This is a genomic window from Algorimicrobium bowmanii (assembly GCF_054031195.1).
Map to the genome: position 1 here is coordinate 1,923,964 of NZ_CM132929.1, position 23,170 is coordinate 1,947,133.

A 23,170-nucleotide genomic window follows, 5' to 3' on the forward strand; every position below is an offset into this window, starting at 1 on the left:
TTTTTTAATTATTTGTTAAGTTACTAGATGATTTCATTGGCTCTTCAACAGTTCCAAATAATTTATCTTGCCAATTATGCCATTTATATTTCTTAGAAAACACATAGGTGATTATAGGAAATACGACAAAAACAGGCATAAATATTTCCATAAAACTAGCCGTTTCAGGTAATGATGTATCTTTAAAAATAGAATGCGTTTGAAAAGCAGTCCAATCTGCTGTTACCAATAAAGCTGTAAATAGATTATTTGCTGCGTGAAATCCGAGGGCTAATTCCAACCCTTCATCCATTAAAGTAATAATACCTAGAAACAACCCTGTACCAATATAGTAAACCATAATGATATACCCCAATTGTTTAACCTCTGGATTTGTTATATGTAACAACCCAAAAACTAAAGATGTAGTTAATAGCGGAATCCATTTTGATTTAGTAATTACACCAATACCTTGCATAAAATACCCACGAAACAAATATTCTTCAAAACTAGTTTGCAGGGGAATCATAATGATAGCTACAAGACATAAAATTAAAAATGGAATTGGTTTGAAATTCAAGACATACGTATCTGGGTTTGAAAAATAATCCATAAAAATAAACCCTACTGAAATAATCCCCCAAGTTATAAAAGCAAACCAAAAGCGTTTCCAATCTAATTTTGGTCGCGATGTTGAGAGTGCCACTAAAGGCTGATTATGAATATATTTAGCTACTAAAAATATACCTAAAAGTCCAACAGCAAAAGTCAACAACATTAGAAACAGATTCAAATTAGGCTCCAAAAGCCCCAATAAATCGGTTTCACTCATCTCCATAAAGCTATCGCCATTAGCCATAGATTTAATAAATACAGCTGCTGTTAATGGTAATTGACCTATAATTACAGCCATAACTATCACAAGCGTTCCTAAAATATAACGCCACCATTCATGAAACCCTTTGTATGCTTGATTTATATACATAAACTTAATTTAATATTTTTTAAATAATTATTTTAAAGGCTAAAATTCCAATCAGTATGAGGTACATAATGTAGTCCTCCGTTTTTTACCGTTAAAGGACTATCAAAATTATTTGTAAATAGACTACCTGTACCTAAACCTTGAGGCATAGCACTATTTAAGGTATAAGTCCACTGTGCTATAGCATTTAATCCAATATTACTTTCTAATGCACTAGTAATCCACCATCCTATATTATGCTTATCCGCATATTCTATCCATTGTAAGCTTCCTTGCCAACCTCCTACAAAACTTGGTTTTAATATAATATACTGTGGTTTTATAGTTTGTAATAATTTTTGCTGTTCAGAGGAATCAAAGACACCTATTAGTTCTTCATCAAGAGCAATTGGCAGTGGTGTTTTATCACATAAATTAGCCATACAGTCTACCTGCTTTGCTTTTATAGGTTGCTCAATAGAATGCAACTTTAATTCGGATAAACGTTTTAATTTTTCAAGAGCCTCTGTTTCCGAAAACGCACCGTTAGCATCAACACGTAGTTCTATGTCTTTCTCTGAAAACTCATTTCTTATTGCTTTTAATAACGCCCATTCGGTATCAAAGTCTATAGCACCAATTTTCATTTTTATACATGTAAACCCAGCTTCTATTTTATCTTGAATTTGCTGCTTCATGAATTTTTCAGTACCCATCCAAATAAGTCCATTAATTGGAATTGCTGATTTACCTGTTGTAAAATCTGATGGAAATAAATTATACATACCATCTGAGTGTAACGATTTAAAAGCAATTTCTAATCCAAATTGTATACTCGGAAATGCAGCTAAACGTTTATAAAGAGTTTCAAAACCTAAGTTTATATTATTACATACCCAAGCTAACTGTTCTTCGTAATTTGGTACATCATCGGCACTTAACCCTCTAAGAATACCACATTCTCCAACGCCTTGTTTGCCATTACTTTCTATGCGTAAAAACCACGTTTCTTTTGTTTTCAATATGCCTCGCGAAGTACCGCTAGGCTGTTTAAAATTCAGTATATATTTATAATAATTTGCTTTCATATAGTACTTTCAAAAGTACTCATTTTATTTTGTATTTTACACATTCAAACCTAATCAAGATGCCTGAATTTCCTAACATAATACATTTTGCAATTCCTGTTTTTATTATTGGTATGCTGTTAGAAATGTATGTCGCTACAAAACAACAAATTAAAACCTACGAAGTTAAAGATGCGTTAACCTCAATAACAATGGGTTTGGGTAACGTCTTTATTGGTTTTCTAACCAAAGCCTTAGTATTATTAGCGTTATATGGAATATATAATAATTTACGCCTGTTCACTATTCCAGTTACATGGTGGAGTTTTATTCTAATTTTTATAGCAGATGATTTTTCTTACTATTGGTTTCATCGTATATCTCATGAGTGTCGTTTATTTTGGGCATCTCATGTGGTTCATCATTCCTCAAAACATTATAACTTAAGCACTGCATTACGACAAACTTGGACAGGTGGTTTTTATACATTTATATTTTGGTGTTGGATGCCATTGGTTGGCTTTCATCCTGCTATGATAATTCTACAAATGGCTATTAGTTTATTATATCAATTTTGGATTCATACTGAAACTATAAAAAGAATGCCTAATTGGTTTGAGTTTGTAATGAATACGCCTTCGCATCACCGAGTGCATCACGGAAGTAACCCTTTATATTTAGATCGGAATCATGCCGGAATTTTAATTATATGGGATAAATTATTTGGAACATTTCAACCTGAAATAGAATCCGAAAAAGTACAATATGGTTTAGTTCACAATATAGACACATATAACCCTGTTAAAATTGCGTTCTTAGAATGGCGTAACCTTTTTAAAGATGCTTTCACTGGAAAAAAACCTATTAAAACACGCATTCAATACCTTATAAAACCTCCGGGATGGTCTCATGACAATTCAAGAAAACGAAGTCACGAACTACGAAAAGAATGGCTTGATAATCAGATTAAGACTACGAAACAACCTTAATAGCTTAATACAGCAACTAATAAATCCTTAAACATGATTAAATTATGAATTTCAAAAGTAAAACCATTTGGATTACTGGAGCCTCGAGCGGTATTGGAAAAGCATTAGTTGAGTTACTAGCTAAGCAAGACTGTAATTTAATTATTTCATCTAGACAGTTAAAAGATTTAGAATTAATAAAAAAGTCTTGTCCTAAACCTGAAAACATAGCCTGTTTAGCATTTAATTTAGCCGATTATGAGGAAATGGATGACTTGGTGAGACAAGCATATAATTTCTTTAATCATATTGATATACTTATCAATAATGGTGGTATAAGTCAACGTTCACTAATAAAAGACACTAGTATTTCAGTAGTTAAAAAACTTATAGAAATAGACTATTTAGGTCCCGTAGCCTTATCTAAAGCACTACTTCCCTATTTCATTAAGCAACAATCTGGTCATTTTGTAACGGTAACGAGTTTAATGGGGAAATTCGCATCGCCTTATCGTTCAGGTTATTGTGGTGCAAAGCATGCATTACATGGTTATTTTGATGCATTACGATTAGAACATGAAACCGATGGTGTTTTGGTAACATTAGTTTGCCCAGGTTTTGTAAACACTAATATTGGTAGAAATGCTTTAACTGGAGATGGCTCATTACAGCACTCACAAGATGATGCCACAGAAAAAGGGCTTCCAGTTTCCGTCTTTGCCAAACGTATGCTGAAAGCCATTTATAAAAAGAAATTTGAAGTATATATTGGGAAAAAAGAAATCTTAGGCGTTTACTTAAAACGTTATTTTCCGAAGTTTCTACATTGGTTTACCTTAAGAAGTATTGTACGATAATCTAATTAATTTTTATGATATTAACTTCCCCAATAGATAAACCTTGGTTAAGTTTAGCATTTCCTTTATAAGCAATTGTTGGCTCCCCATACGAAACAATTTTAAGGACGTCAGAAACATTACATTGGTAACTTCCATCACCATAAGCAGTAATTTTAGTCTCTTTATTGTTAACATCGATTAAATCCACACGGCTCTCACCATAACCTATTATTCGTTGGTTTTCTATACTTCCATTTTCAATAAGAATATAACTATCTCCATAAATTGAAATCTTTAAGTCTTTAAGCGTAACATCTTTCATCGTTACTTGAGATTCACCATAAATATCAAAACTCATATTATCTGAAACTATAGCGTTACTAAACAGGAATCGTTCTTCACCTCGAAGAGAAAATGATTTCACTTTTTTATAATATACTGTTATTTTGGCAACAGTACCATTATAGGCATCATAATTATGATTGTTTTGACTTTTTTCTACATCCTTTTTGGTAATGATTTTTGCGTCATCTAAATAGATTTGTAGTCTTTTATTTTTAACAACAACATTAATCTCTTCAAGTGATTCGCTTAACATTTCAACAATAACCGATTCTTTTGTTCCGGCTATAAATGTCACTTCTAAATGCGGACTAACGACTACCTTATCAAAGTGTTTCACTTCAAATGTTTTGTTTTGTGCTTGCACATTATTTATACTTATCATACCGATAAATAGCATAACCAAAACAACATAAATATTACAATTTTTAAAGATAGTTTTCATAACTCAAATTTGGATTTGTATAATATTAAAGACAAAGCACAAATGGTATTGTTACACTTTGTAGTTAAAAAATCTAAAAAAAGTTATTTATAACTCTAAATATTCTCCTATTTCAAGCAGTTTAAGGCTTTTATTCTTTTCAGAAAATTGACGAATAGCATCATCATGATTAATTTCAATATATCCAAATGTATCAAAATGGTATCCTAACACCTGATTACATGCTACAAAATCACTAGCTAAAATAGCATCTGCCACACCCATTGTAAAATTATCTCCAATTGGTAAAATAGCTAAATCGAGTTTTGTACGCAACGGTATCAGTTTCATATCCATTGTTAAAGCAGTATCTCCAGCTATATAAATATTTTTATTAGCAGTTTCGATAACAAACCCACCTGGTTGACCTCCGTAAGTACCATCAGGGAATGATGACGTATGAATGGCGTTTACATATTTAACGGTACCAAAATTAAAATCCCAAGAGCCTCCATGATTCATCGGGTGACCTTCAAAACCTAAGTTTTGATAATAGTTAACAATTTCAAAATTAGAAACAATAACAGCGTTAGTGCGTTTAGCAATAGCTTCTACATCCAAAATATGGTCCTGATGCGCATGAGTTAGTAAAATATAGTCGGCTTTTAAAGTATCAATATCTATATGAGAAGCCTTTTCATTTGCAGTAATAAACGGATCAACAAGTATATGAATGCCAGCCATTTCGATTCCTAAACTGGCGTGACCGTAAAATGTAATTTTCATTAAAGTAATAGTTTAAAATTTATGTATTGAAAAATACAAAATCTTAAACTATTACAGAAAATCAGAAGTAATAAATAAATTATAAAATATAGCCAACTCCCATTAATACAGCTAGAATAAAAGTAGAAATAGCAACTTTCTTTAATTCAGAATCTAATAAAGAAGGTTCTTTGGTTTTCTGAACATAAATAAGGTGTTTTACTAGTGGAAGATATATAACCATAAAGATTAAATTATAAGGAGACACATAGTATAAAATGGCAAATATTAATGATAAAACAATTGCACCACCAATTAGAAAATAATGATATAACTTCGCTTTTTCTAAACCTAATTTAACTGCAACTGTTATTTTATTAGCGTTTTTATCCGAATTGATATCACGCATGTTATTTAAGTTTAAAACTGCCACACTTAACAACCCAATGGTACAAGAAGGAAGGATTATAACATGATCTATTTGTAGCGCGTACAAGAAATAAGTTCCAAATCCGCTTACAATTCCAAAGAAAACAAAAACGAAAACATCACCTAAACCTTTATAACCATAAGCTGATTTACCAACAGTATATTTTACTGCAGCATAAACGGCAAAACCACCTAAAACCATAAATATAAGTGTTTTAAGTAGGTGCTCCGTTCCAAAAGCTGAATAAAGTAAAAGGATTACTAACGCTATTATAACAACTATATTTAGCTTCATGGCACGATACATCTGCTTAGCTGTTACTGCTCCACTTTGAAGCGCTCTAACAGGGCCTATTCGTTCATGGTTATCGGTACCTTTCACCCCATCGCCATAATCGTTGGCAAAATTTGAAAGTACTTGTAACGCTAGAGTTGTTAATATGGCTAAACTAAAAATTGCCCAATTAACAAAACCATTATAAGCGGCAAAGCAAGAAGCTATAATAATACCTGAAAGCGATAATGGTAATGTACGGACTCGTGCCGCAGACACCCAATGTTTAATTGATGGCATACAGCTATTTTAAGGGATCCATTTTTTTGGAAAATTTGGCTTACGCTTTTCTAAAAACGCATCACGGCCTTCTTTTGCTTCTTCTGTCATGTAAGCTAAACGCGTCGCTTCTCCAGCAAAAACTTGTTGTCCAACCATACCATCATCAGTTAAATTCATTGCAAATTTTAACATTTTTATAGATGTTGGTGATTTTGCTAGAATTTCCTGCGCCCATTCATAAGCCGTATTTTCTAATTCCGCATGAGGAATAACGGCATTAACCATACCCATTTCGTAAGCTTCCTGAGCTGAATAATTTCTTCCTAAAAAGAAAATTTCTCGAGCTTTTTTCTGTCCCACCATTTTAGCTAAATAAGCAGAACCGTAGCCTCCATCAAAACTAGTTACATCGGCATCTGTTTGTTTAAAAATAGCATGTTCTTTACTCGCTAATGTTAAATCACACACCACATGCAAACTATGGCCTCCACCTACTGCCCATCCCGGAACAACAGCAATAACCGCTTTAGGCATAAAACGAATTAATCGTTGAACCTCTAATATATTCAAACGGTGATAGCCATCCTCTCCAACATAACCTTGGTGTCCTCTAGCTTTTTGGTCGCCACCAGAACAGAAGCTCCAAATACCATCTTTAGATGAAGGACCTTCTGCACTTAACAATACAACACCAATATTAACGTCTTCATTGGCATCATAAAATGCATCGTACAATTCACTTGTTGTTTTTGGACGAAAGGCATTTCTTACGTCAGGGCGGTTAAAGGCTATACGAGCTACACCATCACATTTTTGATAGGTAATATCTTCATATTCTTTAACTGTTTTCCAGTTTGCTACACTCATTTTTTTTATTTTTGCCAAAAATAATTATTATTTATCTAACAATTTAGTCACATGAAGAATATTCTAATTTTATTCATAGCTTTTTTCTCGTATTCATTCGGATATTCTCAAAGCTACGCCTTTGAACCTATAATAGATTTAGATGCGACTCCTGTAATAAGTCAAGGTAACACAGGGACTTGCTGGAGTTTTTCTACTTCTTCATTTTTAGAAAGTGAGATTATACGCTTAACGGGAAAACAAATTGATATTTCTGAAATGTTTCAAGTCCGTCATACTTATCCTAAAAAAGCATGGAATTATGTTATGCGCCAAGGCAAAGCTCAGTTTAGTGAAGGTGGTTTAGCGCATGATGTAATGAACAGTGTATCTGAATATGGCTTAGTTCCGCAATCTGTTTATAGCGGTTTAGATGCTCAAAGCACAAGTCATAATCATTCAGAAATGGTTGCAGTTTTAAAAGGATTATTGGATGTTTATATTGATAACCCAGGTCGTAGTTTATCTCCAAAATGGCAAAGTGTTGTAGACCGTACGTTAGACACATATTTAGGTGATGATATCACGGAATTTACATATGAAGGCAACAACTACACGCCTAAATCATTTCTTGAAATGACTAACATTAAACCTTCTGATTACTTGAGCATTACATCATTCATACATAAGCCTTTTTACTCAGAATTCATCTTAAATATTCCTGATAATTTTTCTAATGGAAGTTTTTACAATGTACCATTAGATGAGCTAATACAAACTATAAATAACGCTTTGGAAAATGGATTTTCAGTTGAATTAGATTGTGATGTAAGCGAAAAAACATTCTCTGCAAAACATGGTATAGTGGTTATCCCTGAAAACGAAACTAAAGCTGCTGAAGCCATTATAAGTGTGCGTCCAGAGAAAGTTATAACACCAGAATATAGACAACAAGAATTTGAGAACTATAATACAACCGACGATCATTTAATGCACATTACAGGCATGCTAAAAGATCAGAATGGCACCGTATATTATAAAGTTAAAAACTCTTGGGGTTCCGATGACAGCCGTGTAGCTAATAACGGATATATCTATATGAGTGAAGCTTATATGCGTTTAAAAACGATATCTATTATGATACATAAGGATGCGTTACCAAAATCAATAAAAAAGAATTTTAATTTATAATTAATGTCCAAATCCCCTATTCACCAAAACCTACAATCTAAACCTCGTAAATACTATCAACTCAAAATAGGTGACTTATACTTTTATGATGACTTTGCATTAATAGAATATGCTGAGAATACACATGTATCAATCCCTGTTGTGAGAACGATTATTAGGCTTAGTCAAACTTTTTATCCAATACATAAGCCATTTGGTCTTATAGTTAATAAAACCAACCATTTTACGACAGTACCGAGCGATGCTTTTAAGTTAGAAAATGAATTAAAAAACCTAGTTGCTACAGCTGTAGTTACTTGGGATAGTAGTTTGAGTATTAATTTTGAATTAGAGAATTACTTTTTCAAAAAAATAAACAGACAGCTTTTCCCTGATTTAAAAACTGCAGAAAAATGGTTATTATTAAAGGTAGAAGCTGCTAAAAATTAATCTTTTAAATAAATACCGTCTTCCTTAATTTCTATAAGTTTTTGCTTGTATAGTGTTCCTATTGCCTTTTTAAAACTTTTCTTACTCATCTGTAAGACACTTTTTATGGCTTCAGGATCAGATTTATCATTTAAGTCTAAATACCCACCATGATCTTGGAGAGCTTTCATAATAGCATCGGCATTTGGCTCAATACTACGATATCCTACTTTCCCTAGAACAATATCTATTTTATTGTCATGACGTATTTTCTTTACATAACCTTTAAGTCTATCACCTACTGATAAATCTTGAAAAATATCATCATTAAATATTAAACCTAGGTGTTTTTTATTGATAATTACATTCATCCCCATATCAGATGGATGAGAAACAATCAAATCTACTTCTTCAAAAGGCTCTACGGTAAGTTCTTTATTATCTAAAAACTGATTGGTTTTACTAGAGGCCACCAAACGATTACTTTCTTCATCAAGAAAACAGTAAACTAAATACCATCCTCCTTTTTTCATTTTGAAAGCCTGTTCTTTAAACGGACAAAATAGTTCCTTAACCATTCCCCAATCTAAAAAGGCTCCAAATTCTGTAACAGCATTACAGCGTAATAAAGCAAAATCTCCTCGCTGAATATAAGGTTTGTCTGTTACAGCAACTAAACGTTCTTCATTATCTAAATAGACAAATACATCAATCTTTTCCCAAATTTTAAATGATTCAGGTACATATCGATTTGGTAATAACACTTCATTACCTTCGTTATCTTCTAAGAATAATCCAGGTTCTGTTTCCCGGATGATTTCTAATGTATTAAATTCTCCTATTTTTATCATTTTGCAAAGGTAGTATTTTATAGGATACAATATGCATCCAATTTTTTTGATTTCAAACAAGATTAATTGTGTGATTCTTTGGTATAAAAAAAAGCCACATCAAGTGGCTTTTTTTATCTTGTAAATAAAATCTAGTATACAGATTCTTTTTTGAAATGCTTAGTTAATAAGTAGTATACTACTGCTCTGTATTTGTTACGGTTAGATTTTCCATAGGCTTCTAACACCTCTTCTAAACCTTTATCTAATTCAGGACCTTCAGTTAAACCTAATTTTTTAATTAAAAAATTATTCTTTACTGTTGCTAATTCCGAAGCATCTGATCCAGAAACTGTAGATGCATCTGCATTATAAATAGATGGCCCACAACCAATTGTTACTTTAGTTAATAAGTCCATATCTGGGCTTACACCTACTTTATCTTTTAAATCGGCAGCATACTTAGCTATTAAGTCGTCTCTTTTACTCATTTTGTTATTCTTTATTAATGATTAATTACTGCTTCAATTTACTCAAAAAATAGGAATTTTAAAAATTATAAGCTGTAATTTAAGCATTACTTAATATAGCTGAAGTAATTAAGTAACACTTTATCATTTTCTGCCCGAGGAGTAAAAATCTCTAAAATTTTAGGTTGCTCAGAGGGTGCATAAAACGTTTCGAGGTTATCGTTTAATTCTTGTAAGTTAGTAGTTTTATGATATTGAAATCCATACATAGCAGCTAAATGTTCTGCTGTTAACTGATGTTTGGTTTCAAAAAAGTTCTCAAAATTATCTGAATCCTTATTCCCTGGTAATATTCTAAAAATACCACCACCTTGATTGTTAATAATAACCAACCTGAAGTTATTAGGTATATAATTATTCCATAGCGCATTACTATCATAAAAGAAACTCAAATCTCCAGTAATAAAAATAGTTTGCTTGTTTTGAGTTACTGCTGCTCCAATTGCTGTTGATGTACTCCCATCAATTCCGCTGGTCCCGCGATTACAAAACACCTGTATAGACTTTGGTATTTCAAATAACTGTGCATAACGTATGGTTGAACTATTACCTAGTTGTAATACCGTTTGTAATGGCAATGATTTTATTAAAGTTTCAAAAACCTGAAAATCACTATACGCTATTTTATTTAAGTATTTAAATTGCTTATCTTTTCTATAGGCTTTAACCTCTTGCCAAGTATCTTTGTAGTTACTTATTATAGTATTTGATACTTGAGGTAAAAACGTTTTAAAAAACGTGTTTGGAGTGGTTGTTATATGTTTATCTAAACAGAAAAAAGTATCATTAGCATAATCTTCATCAATGTGCCAATGTGATTTTGGTTTAAAAGTTCTTAGAAAGGCTTTTATCTTTTTAGATACAATTAAGCCGCCAAAGGTTATCAAAATTTCTGGTTGTAAACCCTCAAAATCATCGGTTTCTAAAGGTGCTATTAACGTATCAATACTATTAAAAAACTCAGGATTATGAATATTAGATGTCGTTTCTGTTAAAACTATAACGCTAGGATCTTTTACTAGGATCTCAAGCCATTTTTCATCAACAGTATTGGGATGATTTACTCCTACTAAAATCATTTTTCTTGTTGAACTGTTCCATAAATCTATACACGCTTCATAAACAGAGTCAGCAACATTATTAGGTTCTTGTTCACTTTCAAAAACCTTTGGGTTAACCAGCAATTCATTAGTTAACTCATATAGTGGCTCATGAAAAGGCATGTTTATATGTACAGGTCCCGATTTAGAAATGGCTTTATTTAGGGCTAAATTAATTTCACTTTCATTTTCCTCCTGAATTTCCGTTGATTCCAATTCTTGATTAATGGCCGACTGTAAATTAGCTTCGTATAAAATATGGTTCTGATAAACATGAGGCTGATTAATAGTCTGTCCGTCACCAATACCAATAAGATGTTCTGGTCTATCAGCAGATAAGACAACTAATGGAATATGGCTAAAGTAAGCTTCAGCTATTGCTGGATAATAATTTAATAATGCACTCCCTGAACTACAAAGTATGGCAACCGGATATTGTATTTGTTGTGCAATGCCTAATGCAAAAAAAGCAGCACAACGCTCATCTACAACACTATAACAAGTAAAATAATCATCATGTGTAAAACCAAGTGTTACAGGTGCACTTCGGCTCCCTGGTGAAATAACAATATGTTGAATATTTTTAGCTTTACAAAGCTGAACGATAGTCTGTGCTAACGGTATTTTTGGGTATTGCATGTAAGAATAAATCTAAGTGTAAAAATAACAAATAACAGACTGATAAAAAACTATTGTAATACCTTTTTCATGGTTAAGGATTTTGCTACAGTTTCCTCCCATTCGCTTGATGGGCATGAATCTTTAGTTATTCCACCTCCAATATACAAGTGTGCTTGGTTACCCATTAGTTGCATACATCGTAGATTAACAAATAAATTAGAAACCGTTTTTATACTAGCATAAGCACTATTCTCAACATTACGGCGATTGGTATTTCTAGAAGTTACCTTCTTCATATTCAATTCACCTAAAAAACCTGTATAAAATGCCCTATTATAATTCTCATTTTCTAATATAAATTTTTTGGCTTCTGCTTTAGGCAAACCACAAACAGCCGGTGTAGGGTGCAATGATTTTATAATTTCTTTTAAGCTAGAGTCTGTTTGATTCAACCGTCCTGTAATTTGTGTATTAAGGTGTAGTAAATTACCAGCTCTCATGGTTTTAACTGCTGAAGTTTTTAAGCCATCAAGTTTATTTTCTAAGCTTGAAACGATGAATTTAGTAACAATATCTTGCTCTTCAAGCTCTTTCTCGCCCCAAGTAACGTCCACTTTACCATTATAAATCTGTGTACCTGCCAAAGCCATTGTCTTACATTGCTTGTTTTCTATATTAAGTAACGTTTCAGGTGTTGCTCCTAACCACATTCCCACTTTAGGGTGAAACCATATATAAACATAAGCTAATGGATAGGTTTTTATCAAACTCATAAAAATAGCTAGCGCATCTGCATCAGCTAAATCTAACACCTCTTCTCTGGAGAGGACAACTTTTTTGAAAAAACCTCCTTCTATCTTTTCAACTCCTTTGGCAACAAGATTAATGTGCTTTTTTTCAGATGAAAATTCTGTAACTGAACTATCGCTTTTTAAAATATTTGTGTAATTCTCTAAATCTACATCTTCATTAATTTCACTACTAATACTTAATGCTTGATCACTTGGAATTAAAATAGACTCATTATTTAAATCAAAAGGTGCAAATACATATCCACTTTCAGAAAAATCATCCGTTTTAAAAATAGTATCATTAATTTGTAATAAAGATGAGATTTGCAGTTCCCCTGGATTTCGATATGCAACAAATGGCATATTATTATCTAACTGCGTTTGGAGTTGACTTAAAAAATCGACAAAGATCATGATTTATTTTTTTCGTGGCAGAGAAATAGTTGACAAGCGACAAATAGAAATTAAATTATCCGCATCATCAGTAACCCGAATATCTAATAACTGTGTGGTTCTTCCTTTGTGTAAAAACGTTGCTTTAGCATATACATGACCGTCTGTAACACTTTTAACATGGTTCGCTGTAATTTCAATACCACGCACAAACACATCTGCTACATTTGTAAATAAATGTGAAGCAAAACTACCAACACTTTCAGCTAAAGCAGCAGTTGCGCCACCGTGCAATACACCATCTGGTTGATAAACCCTTGAGTTAACAGGCATTTTAGCTATTAGAAAATCGTCCCCAAAATCTGAGATACTTATTTCTAGGGTTTCCATTAAGGTGTTTTTGCAAACCGCATTGATTTCCTTAAGTTTGGCTTCTTTAGACATGGACATATTTACTGTGTTTAAAATAGAAGTGTAAAAGTACAAAACAGCCTGAACAAATGAATCTAACAGAAAAGGAAATATCGTATAAAACTACTAATAGTTACGCTACGTTAAACAAGTTAACAGATACCACAAAAAATGTATGGATTGTTTTTCATGGCATGGGGTATTTGAGTCGCTATTTTTTAAGATATTTTCAAGGATTGTCGGCAGAAGAAAATTACATCATAGCACCTCAGGCACCAAGTAAATACTATACGCCTCCAAAGTTTAAACATGTTGGAGCTAGCTGGCTTACAAAAGAAAACACTGTAAAAGAAACTGCTAATGTACTGCAAAACATTGATGCTGTTATGGAATCAGAATCCATACCAAATCACCTTAATTTAATTGTAATGGGATACTCTCAAGGTGTTAGCATAGCATCACGATACATCGCCAAACGTCAGCTTAATTGTTCACAATTAATTTTACATTCTGGAGGAATCCCTAAAGAATTGAAAGTTGAAGATTTTAAATATTTAAATAAAAACACCAAGGTTTCCCTTATTTATGGTACAGAAGACGAATATTTAAATGCCGAACGTATTATTTATGAAACAAATCGTGCTCAAGAACTTTTTGAAAATCGTTTGCAAATAATCCCTTTTAAGGGAAAACATATTGTTAATGTAGAAATCATTAATAGCTTTGGTATAATTCCTTAACGTAATAAATTTGCTACGATATCGCGCGTAGGTAAAACCGCTTTCGTGTGTTCTATGCTTGGCCCCGCAACCCAAACCGTCTTGTATGTTGCATTTAAAGCTGCCTTTTCTGTTGCTTTCATTCCAATATAAAAACGAATCATTTTAACCCATTTTTTTAGAGTTTTGTTTTTGTTTAACACTTTCTCTAAGCCTGAAGATTTGGTTCCTATTTTTTGTACATAAGGTGTATTAATAACCGTACAAGGCGTTCCAGAAATACGCTCGGTCATAACAATATCATTAGCGCCATAAGTTACACAAGCTTGCTTATACTCTTCTGTAACACCTGCTTCAACAGATGCAATAAATGGACTGCCTACTGAAACACCCGCAGCTCCATAACTAAGCATCAAATCCATATCAGCCTTACATCCTACGCCTCCTGCAGATATAACTGGTATCTGTAATTCTTTATTTAATAAATGCGTTAATTCTTCTGGCGATAAATTTCCTCGGTGGCCACCTGCCTCACTGTTTACAGCTATTGCTGCATCAGCGCCAAGCTGCTCTACTTTTTTAGCAAAATGTAAGTCTGTAACATCACAAAGTACTTTAATTCCAACTGCATGTGCTTCATTTATGGTTTCTTCCGGACTTCCTAAAGATGTAATTATAAAATCGCAGCCTTCCTTACAAATCACTTGTAACTGCTCCCTATATTTTACATTAGATTTATTAACGATAAGATTAAAACCAAAAGCTCCATTTACACCGCTAGGAAGTTTAGATTTAGCAGCTTTTAGTTCGTTAATAGCTTTACGAAGCTCATCTATAGTTCTATAATTTAGTGCGGGAATACAACCTGCGATACCACTTTTCATACCTTCGATAACCATAGCGGTATTAGACACCAAAAACATAGGTGCCATAATTATGGGGTTATCAATTTTTAGGAGTTCAGTAAGTTTCGTGTTCATAGGGTATCTTTTTTACAAATATAACATATTTATTATGCATGCATAACTTTAATTAGAAACATAAAAAAAGCGTAATCTGTTAAGATTACGCTTTGATATATAATTTTAGTCAAATGACTTATACTATACTTATTTCACTTCTTCGAAATCAACATCTTCTACGTCGCTTCCTTCGTTAGAATCTGTTCCAGCATCACCTTCTGGTCCTGCACCTGGTGCACCTTGACCTTGAGCATCTGCTTGAGCTTTGTACATTTCTTCACTTGCTACTTTCCACGCTTCATTTATTTTCTCTAAAGCAGGGTCTATAACAGCAATGTCTTTTGTTTCGAAAGCTTTTTTCAACTCTTCAAGAGCTTCTTCAATTGGTTGTTTTTTATCATCCGATAATTTATCACCAAATTCTTTTAATTGACTTTCTGTTTGGAAAATCATAGCATCAGCACTGTTTAACTTATCAGCTGTTTCTTTAGCTTTAGCATCGGCATCTGCATTTGCTTCAGCATCAGCTTTCATTTTTTGAATTTCTTCTTCTGTTAAACCTGAAGATGCTTCAATACGAATATCTTGAGTTTTGTTAGTCGCTTTATCTGTAGCTGATACTTTAATGATACCATTCGCATCAATATCAAACGTTACTTCAATTTGAGGTGTACCACGTTTTGCTGGTGGGATACCATCTAAATGGAAACGACCAATTGTTTTGTTATCAGCTGCCATTGCACGTTCACCTTGTAACACATGAATTTCAACAGATGGCTGGTTATCAGCAGCTGTAGAGAATACTTGTGATTTTTTAGTAGGGATTGTTGTGTTAGCTTCAATTAATTTAGTCATAACATTACCCATAGTTTCAATACCAAGAGATAATGGTGTAACGTCTAATAAAAGCACATCTTTTACATCACCTGTTAATACACCACCTTGGATACCAGCTCCTAAAGAAACAACTTCATCAGGGTTAACTCCTTTACTAGGTTTTTTACCGAAGAATTTCTCAACAGCTTCTTGTACAGCAGGGATACGTGTTGAACCACCTACTAAGATAACTTCGTCAATATCACTTTTTGAAATACCTGCAGCTTTTAAAGCAGATTCACATGGTGCTATTGTACGCTTAACTAAATCGTCAATTAACTGCTCAAATTTAGAACGTGTTAATGTACGTACCAAGTGTTTTGGTCCACTAGCAGTAGCCGTTACATAAGGTAAGTTAATTTCTGTTTGAGCTGAAGATGATAATTCAATCTTCGCTTTTTCAGCAGCTTCTTTTAAACGTTGTAAAGCCATTGGGTCTTTACGTAAGTCAATATCTTCGTCTGCTTTAAACTCATCAGCTAACCAGCTAATAATTTTTTCATCGACATCGTCACCACCTAAATGTGTGTCACCGTCTGTTGATAATACTTCAAAAACGCCATCACCTAATTCTAAGATAGAAACATCATGTGTACCACCACCAAAATCGAATACTACGATTTTTTGGTCTGTACCTTTTTTGTCCATACCATAAGCTAATGCTGCTGCAGTAGGCTCATTAATAATACGTTCAACTTTTAAACCAGCAATTTCACCAGCTTCTTTAGTTGCTTGACGTTGTGAGTCATTAAAGTATGCAGGTACAGTAATTACTGCACGTGATACATCTTGACCTAAATAATCTTCAGCTGTCTTCTTCATTTTTTGAAGAATCATTGCTGATAATTCTTGAGGTGTATATAAACGACCATCAATATCTACACGTGGTGTATCGTTATCACCTTTTACTACTTTATATGGTACGCGTTCTGCTTCATTTGATGATTCAGAAAACTTATTACCCATAAAACGCTTAATAGAATAAACCGTTTTAGTTGGGTTTGTTACGGCTTGACGTTTTGCTGGGTCACCAACTTTAATTTCACCGCCTTCAACGAAAGCGATTACAGATGGTGTTGTACGTTTACCTTCTGCATTTGGTATTACAACAGGCTCATTACCTTCCATTACAGAAACGCAAGAATTAGTTGTACCTAAATCGATTCCAATAATTTTACTCATAATAGTTATATTTCTTTAAATTTATAGTTTCCAAGGTTAATTGGAAATGTTGTGTTCTTATTTAATTTCGAAGTGTAATAGTCAAGTACTGTGCCATGACAAAAAATGTGACACCTTGTCATATTTACCTGTTAAATAATAGCAAAAAGTCCTAAATCAACTAATTATTTGTATTTTTAAAGAAATAAAAAAGCCATTATGAAACGTAAATTACTATTCACACTACTAAGCTTTATATTCATTTTATCTTGTGAAGGACCTCAAGGACCTCCTGGTTATGATGGTGGTTTAATTGTAGCTTCTGCTTTTGAGATTGAATTAGATTTTACACCAAACAATAATTATGAAGTTTTTGAACCTTATGGTTTTACAACCTATCCCTCCGATGTTACCTTAGTTTATATTCTATGGGAAGTTAGTAATGGACAAGAAATTTGGCGATTATTACCTCAAACTGCAGAGTTTGATAATGGAACATTAGTTTATAATTTTGATTTCACTCGTAATGATGTACGTTTCTTTTTAGATGGGACCGTTAACTTTAACACATTGGATAATTCATGGACCCGAAATCAAGTATTCCGAGTAGTTGTTGTGCCTGCCGACAATGTTGGAAAACAAGATTATAGTAATATTGATGTTGTTATAGATTCATATGGTATAACTGAGTTTGAAAAACGCTAGGTCTATATACATTAATATCCTTTAATATTCCATAGAAACATCAGAAACTAAAATGTATATTTGCCCTTCATAAAAAACGATTTCGTAAATGGAGTGTATTTCTGTATTTGATATGCTAAAAATAGGTGTTGGACCTTCTAGTTCGCACACCCTTGGGCCTTGGCGTGCTGCCGAGCGCTGGATTGCCGACCTTAAAAGTCAAAATTTATTTGATAAAGTTGAACATATAAGTGTTGACTTATATGGATCATTATCACTTACAGGAAAAGGACATGCTACCGATTATGCTGTAATGCTTGGATTAAGTGGTGCCGACCCAGAATATATTCCTGTAGACACCATTGATGTTATAATAGCATCTATTAAAAACACCAATACATTACGTCTTAATAATGAGCGTACTTTAGATTTTAAACCAAACACTGATATTATTTTCAATAGAGAGTTTTTACCTTTTCATGCCAATGGTATGCGATTTACCGCAACAATAGATGGCGAAAAGCATCACACTAACTATTATTCTATTGGAGGTGGATTTGTTGTGCAAGAAGAACGTGAGAATTCCAAAGCTAATAAGATTGTATTTTATTGTACGTTCCCCTATCCTATTGAAAATGGCGTAAAATTATTAGATTACTGTCAACAACTAAACTTACCTATTTCTGGTGTTGTTTTAGAAAATGAAAAATCTATTAGAGATGAAGAAAATATAGATATAGAAATTAAGCGTGTTTGGGATACAATGCTAGAATGTATGTATGTAGGTTGCCATACTGAAGGTAATTTACCCGGCGGCTTAAATGTTAGACGCCGTGCGTTTGATACGCATCAAAAACTATCGAATGATGTTCCTTATGATTCACCACAAACTTGGTTAGAAAGTATTAGAAATACCGAAGTTAAATTCCGCCAAATTTTAAAATGGGTTAGTTGTTTCGCTTTAGCAGTTAATGAAGTTAATGCTTCCTTAGGTCGTGTTGTTACAGCACCTACCAATGGAAGTGCTGGTGTAATTCCAGCGGTATTAATGTATTATTTGGTAATTGAAAATCATCAAGGAAATTTTGAACACATCAAAAAATTCTTATTAGTCGCTGGTGAAATTGGATCTATATTTAAAAAAGGTGCAACAATCTCGGCTGCAATGGGTGGATGTCAAGCAGAAATTGGGGTCTCCTCTGCCATGGCGGCTGGAGCATTATGTGAATTATTAGGAGGTACTCCAGAACAGGTATTAATAGCTGCTGAAATTGCCATGGAACACCATTTAGGTTTAACATGTGATCCTATTGGAGGACTCGTTCAAGTACCTTGTATAGAGCGTAACTCAATGGGAGCAATAAAAGCCATAAACGCCGCTGAACTTGCCTTAGATACAGATCCAGAAAATGTAAAAGTACCATTAGATAAAGTAGTTAATACTATGTGGGAAACCGCTAAAGACATGAATTCCAAATATAAAGAAACTAGTGAAGGAGGTTTAGCTGTAAGTGTTAACTTAACTGATTGTTAACAACATACACAACGCATTATCTTTCGCGTTAAGAGTAAATGATACAATTATCAAAAAACATTTACGAACCACTTTTATATTTATTAATTTTACAAACACTTTAAACAAAAGATATGTCAGTCGCAAAAAAGCAATACAAACGAATTACCGTTAAAACCTTGGTAGATATGAAGTCTAAAGGTGAAAAGATATCTATGCTTACAGCATACGATTATACTATGGCTAAAATTGTAGATGGCGCTGGTATAGATGTTATTCTAGTTGGTGATTCTGCGAGTAATGTAATGGCTGGACATGAAACTACTTTACCAATAACTTTAGATCAGATGATTTATCATGCTTCCTCAGTTGTACGTGCCGTAGACAGAGCATTGGTAGTTGTTGACTTACCGTTTGGTAGTTACCAAAGTGATCCTAAAGAAGCCTTACGCTCGGCTATTAGAATTATGAAAGAAAGTGGTGGTCATGCAGTAAAACTAGAAGGAGGTAAAGAAGTAAAAGACTCTATTAAACGAATATTAAACGCAGGTATTCCTGTTATGGGGCATTTAGGATTAACACCACAATCTATATATAAGTTTGGAACCTATACAGTACGTGCCAAAGAAGATCAAGAAGCTGCTAAACTTAAAGAAGATGCTTTAATGCTTGAAAAAGCTGGTTGTTTTGCCATTGTTTTAGAAAAAATACCTGCTAAATTAGCTGAAGAGGTTGCTAAAAGTGTTAGCATTCCAGTAATTGGTATTGGTGCTGGTAAAGGGGTTGATGGTCAGGTTCTAGTACTACACGATATGATAGGTATGACACATGAATTTAATCCGCGCTTCTTACGTCGTTATATGAATTTATTTGAAGAAATGACTCAGGCCATTTCTCAATATGATAAAGATGTAAAAGCTATGGATTTTCCAAATGATGAGGAACAATATTAATTTTTGAACACTAAAAACTGCTAACAATTTAAATAAGTTAGCCATTGTGTAACTGTATTTATCATTTAATGTCGAAAACACTATCAAACAAAAACAACCTCCAAGTTTTATATGAAGACAATCATATAATTATTGTAAATAAACGAGCTGGAGATATTGTTCAAGGTGATAAAACAGGAGATACACCACTAAGTGATGTGGTTAAAACTTATATTAAAGACAAATACAATAAACCAGGTAATGTTTACCTTGGGGTTGTTCATAGATTAGACAGACCCACAACAGGACTTGTTATGTTTGCTAAGACTAGCAAAGCTTTACCTAGGTTAAACAAAATTTTCGCCAATAAAGAGGCTCAAAAAACATATTGGGCTTTAGTAAAAAATACACCACCAAAACAAACGGACCGGTTAATGCATTGGCTGCGAAAAAATCCTAAGAACAACAAATCTACAGCATTTACTAAGGAGTCTGAAGCTAGTAAAAAAGCTATTTTAAGATATCAAGTTTTAAAAGAATTGGATAATTATTTCTTAATTGAAGTGGCATTAGAAACTGGACGTCATCATCAAATACGTGTTCAATTATCTAGTATTGGTTGCCCTATAAAAGGTGATTTAAAATATGGATTTAAACGAAGTAATCCAGATGGTAGTATTTGTTTACACGCTAGACAACTAGAATTCGTACATCCCGTTTCGAAAGAAACTATTAAGGTTATCGCCCCATTACCTAGCAATCCAATTTGGGATGCCTGCTTATAAAACTAAGCTATTCTCTTCACGATAAGTATAGATAATTTGTAATTGTGTCCCATTATTTAATTCTGAATTTAAATTAAAATCAGCATGAATTAAATCGGCGCGATTTTTCATATTAATTAAACCCGAACCTTTTTCAGCCAACTCAACATCAAACCCCTTTCCGTCGTCAGAAATTTGTATTACTAGCTGACCCTCCTGATAATCTAAGGACACTAGTAAACTAGCTGCTGAAGCATACTTAATAGTATTGGATATAAATTCTTGAATAATTCTGAATAAGATAATACTATCTTTAGAATTATTAAATAAGGTTTCATCACCATTAATTTCTAAAATAGCATGTAATAATTGTAATTTATTTATCCGCGTTATCTCATTCTCAACAGATTTCTGAAAACCTCTGTTAGCTATAACATCACTATTTAAAGATTTTGAAAGTGCACGTACTTCACTTAAACTATCTTTTACTACATTTTTAGTTTCTGTAAATTGCTCTCTTAACGATTCATCTACCTGCATATTCATGATGCTCATTTGCATATTAGCTACAGACAATAACTGCCCAATGTTATCATGTAATTCTTGACCAATATTCTTTAATGTTTGCTCTTGAATTTCTATTTGTGTATCCGATAATTCATCTTGAAATGCTTGTTCTAGCTTAATTTTATCTTGAATCATCTTATTTTTACGCTTTAAAAAGACTATAAAAAACACAACGAAAAAAGTGAATATTATAAATAAAACAAACACCATATATATCAACAAATTTCGCTCTGCTGAAGTAGATACATGTATAGGGTTTTGGTAAATAAAAATTAATAGCTTATTCATAATTTGGGTTTGAAACGACGAGCCCTATTGTAAAAGATAAATACATAAAAGCTATAATATTAAGGTTTATAAAGTTTCGTAAATACACATAATCCATGTCTAAAATTCCAAAATAAGGTTCAAAAAAAACTAATGGCGTTTGTACTAACCATAGAATTAATATGGAACAGGTAATATAAAAATTTAAGGATTTGTAAAAGGTTAGAATCTTATCGCTTTGTAGAATTTCGAGAAAATAATAAAACACACACTGCAGTATTATTAAAGCACCAAAAACAGTAATAGAAACAAAATTGGTATTGAAAAAAGCTTCCCAATTCAAAACAGTAATTAAAACAGCATAAATAAGAAACCCGAACAAGGTGAACTTTAATATTTTTTTATGGTTTTTATTTGTTAGAGTTTTTAAATAATACCAACCATAGAAAGCAACACTTAAGATTAACCAACATAATGAATACCACCAATAATTTTTTTCTAATAACGTATTTTCAAGGAAAGACAAAACTCCATCGTTTTTTATAAAACGCGTATACCTACCTACTACTTCAAAGAAAACAACATAAACTAAGAAGTATATAAAATATTTAGCAGCCGTATGCTTGTATTTAGAAAAAAACACAAGACCTGTTACAGCTGCTAAAATTTCAAGCCCTAAACTAATTAGGGACGCATTATTTAATAAAAATTCAATCAAAAATTGTAGATAATTATTGTGGGTAATTAATACTTGGCGGCTCTCCTAAGCCTCCCATATTAAGTCCGTCGCCTCCTGGCACATCACCACCCTTACGCTTTAATTTAAAAGGCGCACTTGAACCTTCAGCAACGACACGTTCGCCTGTTGGCACAAAAAACATAGTTGTATAGCCTACTGTACCTTTTGCAGTATTTGGATATGCTCCTAAATACAAACGGATACCATCCATTTTATATCCTAATTCCGATGATTGGTCTTCTGCATATTCTAAATAATTTTGAATGTCTTCTAGAGACCACCATGCAGACCTATTATCTGGTTTATTAACAATTGAATCGCTAATTAACTGGTGTCTAGAATCGAATGCCATATCTAAAGCTTTTGCTTCTGCTGCTGTAATAACACCACTTGGTTTTACAGCACTTCCAAGCAGCACTTCATCTTCTGGCGAATTTGGGCAAAAATAATAGGTCCCTAAGGCGCCTATTATTATCCCAATGATAAGTAATGACAGGTTTTTCATTTTATAATATAATTGATTAATAGACCT

The 23,170-nt window shown here is 32.9% G+C and carries 25 protein-coding genes; 9 read left to right on the top strand and 16 right to left on the bottom strand.

Annotated features, from left to right (window positions below; all coding sequences use genetic code 11):
* Positions 1 to 4 precede the first annotated feature (4 nt).
* Both ACW5R3_RS08525 and ACW5R3_RS08530 read right to left on the bottom strand, forming a co-directional pair.
* Positions 5 to 964, bottom strand: a complete 960-nt coding sequence (locus tag ACW5R3_RS08525) for a CPBP family intramembrane glutamic endopeptidase (protein ID WP_456576587.1) — start codon at positions 962 to 964, stop codon at positions 5 to 7.
* A 32-nt stretch (positions 965 to 996) separates the two neighbouring features.
* A complete protein-coding gene (locus ACW5R3_RS08530) occupies positions 997 to 2,031 on the bottom strand; it encodes an o-succinylbenzoate synthase (protein ID WP_456576588.1) in 1,035 nt (344 codons plus the stop codon).
* 59 nt (positions 2,032 to 2,090) lie between these two features.
* Here ACW5R3_RS08530 and ACW5R3_RS08535 point away from each other — a divergent pair, with 59 nt between their 5' ends.
* The gene (locus tag ACW5R3_RS08535; protein WP_456576589.1) at positions 2,091 to 2,999 is read left to right on the top strand and encodes a sterol desaturase family protein; all 909 of its coding nucleotides are present in this window, start codon (positions 2,091 to 2,093) and stop codon (positions 2,997 to 2,999) included.
* A 44-nt stretch (positions 3,000 to 3,043) separates the two neighbouring features.
* Entirely contained in the window at positions 3,044 to 3,835 is a 792-nt protein-coding gene (locus tag ACW5R3_RS08540) for an SDR family oxidoreductase (protein ID WP_456576590.1), read from the top strand.
* A 1-nt stretch (position 3,836) separates the two neighbouring features.
* Here ACW5R3_RS08540 and ACW5R3_RS08545 read toward each other — a convergent pair whose 3' ends face one another.
* From ACW5R3_RS08545 to ACW5R3_RS08560, 4 genes are all read right to left on the bottom strand, one after another.
* Positions 3,837 to 4,604, bottom strand: a complete 768-nt coding sequence (locus tag ACW5R3_RS08545) for a GIN domain-containing protein (protein WP_456576591.1) — start codon at positions 4,602 to 4,604, stop codon at positions 3,837 to 3,839.
* An 87-nt stretch (positions 4,605 to 4,691) separates the two neighbouring features.
* Positions 4,692 to 5,369, bottom strand: a complete 678-nt coding sequence (locus ACW5R3_RS08550; RefSeq protein ID WP_456576592.1) for a metal-dependent hydrolase — start codon at positions 5,367 to 5,369, stop codon at positions 4,692 to 4,694.
* 79 nt (positions 5,370 to 5,448) lie between these two features.
* Positions 5,449 to 6,351: a 1,4-dihydroxy-2-naphthoate octaprenyltransferase gene (gene menA / locus ACW5R3_RS08555; RefSeq protein WP_456576593.1), complete on the bottom strand. Its 903-nt coding sequence runs from the start codon at positions 6,349 to 6,351 to the stop codon at positions 5,449 to 5,451.
* 9 nt (positions 6,352 to 6,360) lie between these two features.
* Positions 6,361 to 7,200: a 1,4-dihydroxy-2-naphthoyl-CoA synthase gene (locus ACW5R3_RS08560; RefSeq protein WP_456576594.1), complete on the bottom strand. Its 840-nt coding sequence runs from the start codon at positions 7,198 to 7,200 to the stop codon at positions 6,361 to 6,363.
* Between the two features lie 51 nt (positions 7,201 to 7,251).
* On the opposite strand from ACW5R3_RS08560, the gene ACW5R3_RS08565 reads away from it, so the two are divergent.
* Entirely contained in the window at positions 7,252 to 8,370 is a 1,119-nt protein-coding gene (locus tag ACW5R3_RS08565; protein WP_456576595.1) for a C1 family peptidase, read from the top strand.
* Between the two features lie 3 nt (positions 8,371 to 8,373).
* On the top strand, positions 8,374 to 8,799 hold the full coding sequence (locus tag ACW5R3_RS08570; protein WP_456576596.1) for a hypothetical protein: 426 nt from the start codon (positions 8,374 to 8,376) through the stop codon (positions 8,797 to 8,799).
* Here ACW5R3_RS08570 and ACW5R3_RS08575 read toward each other — a convergent pair.
* The 5 genes from ACW5R3_RS08575 to ACW5R3_RS08595 all read right to left on the bottom strand — a co-directional run bounded on the left by ACW5R3_RS08575 (position 8,796) and on the right by ACW5R3_RS08595 (position 13,493).
* Positions 8,796 to 9,629: a CvfB family protein gene (locus ACW5R3_RS08575; protein WP_456576597.1), complete on the bottom strand. Its 834-nt coding sequence runs from the start codon at positions 9,627 to 9,629 to the stop codon at positions 8,796 to 8,798. The genes ACW5R3_RS08570 and ACW5R3_RS08575 overlap by 4 nt on opposite strands.
* A gap of 131 nt (positions 9,630 to 9,760) precedes the next feature.
* Positions 9,761 to 10,099: a DUF2853 family protein gene (locus ACW5R3_RS08580; RefSeq protein WP_456576598.1), complete on the bottom strand. Its 339-nt coding sequence runs from the start codon at positions 10,097 to 10,099 to the stop codon at positions 9,761 to 9,763.
* 86 nt (positions 10,100 to 10,185) lie between these two features.
* On the bottom strand, positions 10,186 to 11,877 hold the full coding sequence (menD, locus tag ACW5R3_RS08585; protein WP_456576599.1) for a 2-succinyl-5-enolpyruvyl-6-hydroxy-3-cyclohexene-1-carboxylic-acid synthase: 1,692 nt from the start codon (positions 11,875 to 11,877) through the stop codon (positions 10,186 to 10,188).
* 50 nt (positions 11,878 to 11,927) lie between these two features.
* On the bottom strand, positions 11,928 to 13,064 hold the full coding sequence (locus tag ACW5R3_RS08590) for a chorismate-binding protein (RefSeq protein ID WP_456576600.1): 1,137 nt from the start codon (positions 13,062 to 13,064) through the stop codon (positions 11,928 to 11,930).
* A gap of 3 nt (positions 13,065 to 13,067) precedes the next feature.
* Positions 13,068 to 13,493, bottom strand: coding sequence for a PaaI family thioesterase (locus tag ACW5R3_RS08595; RefSeq protein ID WP_456576601.1), 426 nt, complete (start codon positions 13,491 to 13,493; stop codon positions 13,068 to 13,070).
* A 50-nt stretch (positions 13,494 to 13,543) separates the two neighbouring features.
* Here ACW5R3_RS08595 and ACW5R3_RS08600 point away from each other — a divergent pair, with 50 nt between their 5' ends.
* Positions 13,544 to 14,194, top strand: a complete 651-nt coding sequence (locus tag ACW5R3_RS08600; RefSeq protein ID WP_456576602.1) for an alpha/beta hydrolase — start codon at positions 13,544 to 13,546, stop codon at positions 14,192 to 14,194.
* Here the strand turns inward: ACW5R3_RS08600 and ACW5R3_RS08605 are convergent.
* Together ACW5R3_RS08605 and dnaK are read right to left on the bottom strand one after the other, a co-directional pair.
* Entirely contained in the window at positions 14,191 to 15,153 is a 963-nt protein-coding gene (locus ACW5R3_RS08605; RefSeq protein ID WP_456576603.1) for an NAD(P)H-dependent flavin oxidoreductase, read from the bottom strand. The genes ACW5R3_RS08600 and ACW5R3_RS08605 overlap by 4 nt on opposite strands.
* A 129-nt stretch (positions 15,154 to 15,282) precedes the next feature.
* A complete protein-coding gene (gene dnaK / locus ACW5R3_RS08610) occupies positions 15,283 to 17,193 on the bottom strand; it encodes a molecular chaperone DnaK (protein ID WP_456576604.1) in 1,911 nt (636 codons plus the stop codon).
* Between the two features lie 198 nt (positions 17,194 to 17,391).
* On the opposite strand from dnaK, the gene ACW5R3_RS08615 reads away from it, so the two are divergent.
* The 4 genes from ACW5R3_RS08615 (at position 17,392) to ACW5R3_RS08630 (ending at position 21,086) form a co-directional block, all read left to right on the top strand.
* Complete coding sequence (locus ACW5R3_RS08615) at positions 17,392 to 17,877, top strand: hypothetical protein (RefSeq protein WP_456576605.1); 486 nt, start codon at positions 17,392 to 17,394, stop codon at positions 17,875 to 17,877.
* 88 nt (positions 17,878 to 17,965) lie between these two features.
* On the top strand, positions 17,966 to 19,390 hold the full coding sequence (locus ACW5R3_RS08620) for an L-serine ammonia-lyase (RefSeq protein ID WP_456576606.1): 1,425 nt from the start codon (positions 17,966 to 17,968) through the stop codon (positions 19,388 to 19,390).
* Between the two features lie 113 nt (positions 19,391 to 19,503).
* On the top strand, positions 19,504 to 20,322 hold the full coding sequence (gene panB / locus ACW5R3_RS08625; protein WP_456576607.1) for a 3-methyl-2-oxobutanoate hydroxymethyltransferase: 819 nt from the start codon (positions 19,504 to 19,506) through the stop codon (positions 20,320 to 20,322).
* A 68-nt stretch (positions 20,323 to 20,390) separates the two neighbouring features.
* The gene (locus ACW5R3_RS08630; RefSeq protein ID WP_456576608.1) at positions 20,391 to 21,086 is read left to right on the top strand and encodes an RluA family pseudouridine synthase; all 696 of its coding nucleotides are present in this window, start codon (positions 20,391 to 20,393) and stop codon (positions 21,084 to 21,086) included.
* Here the strand turns inward: ACW5R3_RS08630 and ACW5R3_RS08635 are convergent.
* The 3 genes from ACW5R3_RS08635 to ACW5R3_RS08645 form a co-directional block, all read right to left on the bottom strand.
* On the bottom strand, positions 21,081 to 21,767 hold the full coding sequence (locus tag ACW5R3_RS08635; protein WP_456576609.1) for a sensor histidine kinase: 687 nt from the start codon (positions 21,765 to 21,767) through the stop codon (positions 21,081 to 21,083). The two genes, ACW5R3_RS08630 and ACW5R3_RS08635, sit on opposite strands and share 6 nt — an antisense overlap.
* A gap of 145 nt (positions 21,768 to 21,912) precedes the next feature.
* On the bottom strand, positions 21,913 to 22,617 hold the full coding sequence (locus ACW5R3_RS08640; protein WP_456576610.1) for a hypothetical protein: 705 nt from the start codon (positions 22,615 to 22,617) through the stop codon (positions 21,913 to 21,915).
* A 13-nt stretch (positions 22,618 to 22,630) separates the two neighbouring features.
* On the bottom strand, positions 22,631 to 23,143 hold the full coding sequence (locus ACW5R3_RS08645; protein ID WP_456576611.1) for a hypothetical protein: 513 nt from the start codon (positions 23,141 to 23,143) through the stop codon (positions 22,631 to 22,633).
* Positions 23,144 to 23,170: the final 27 nt, after the last annotated feature.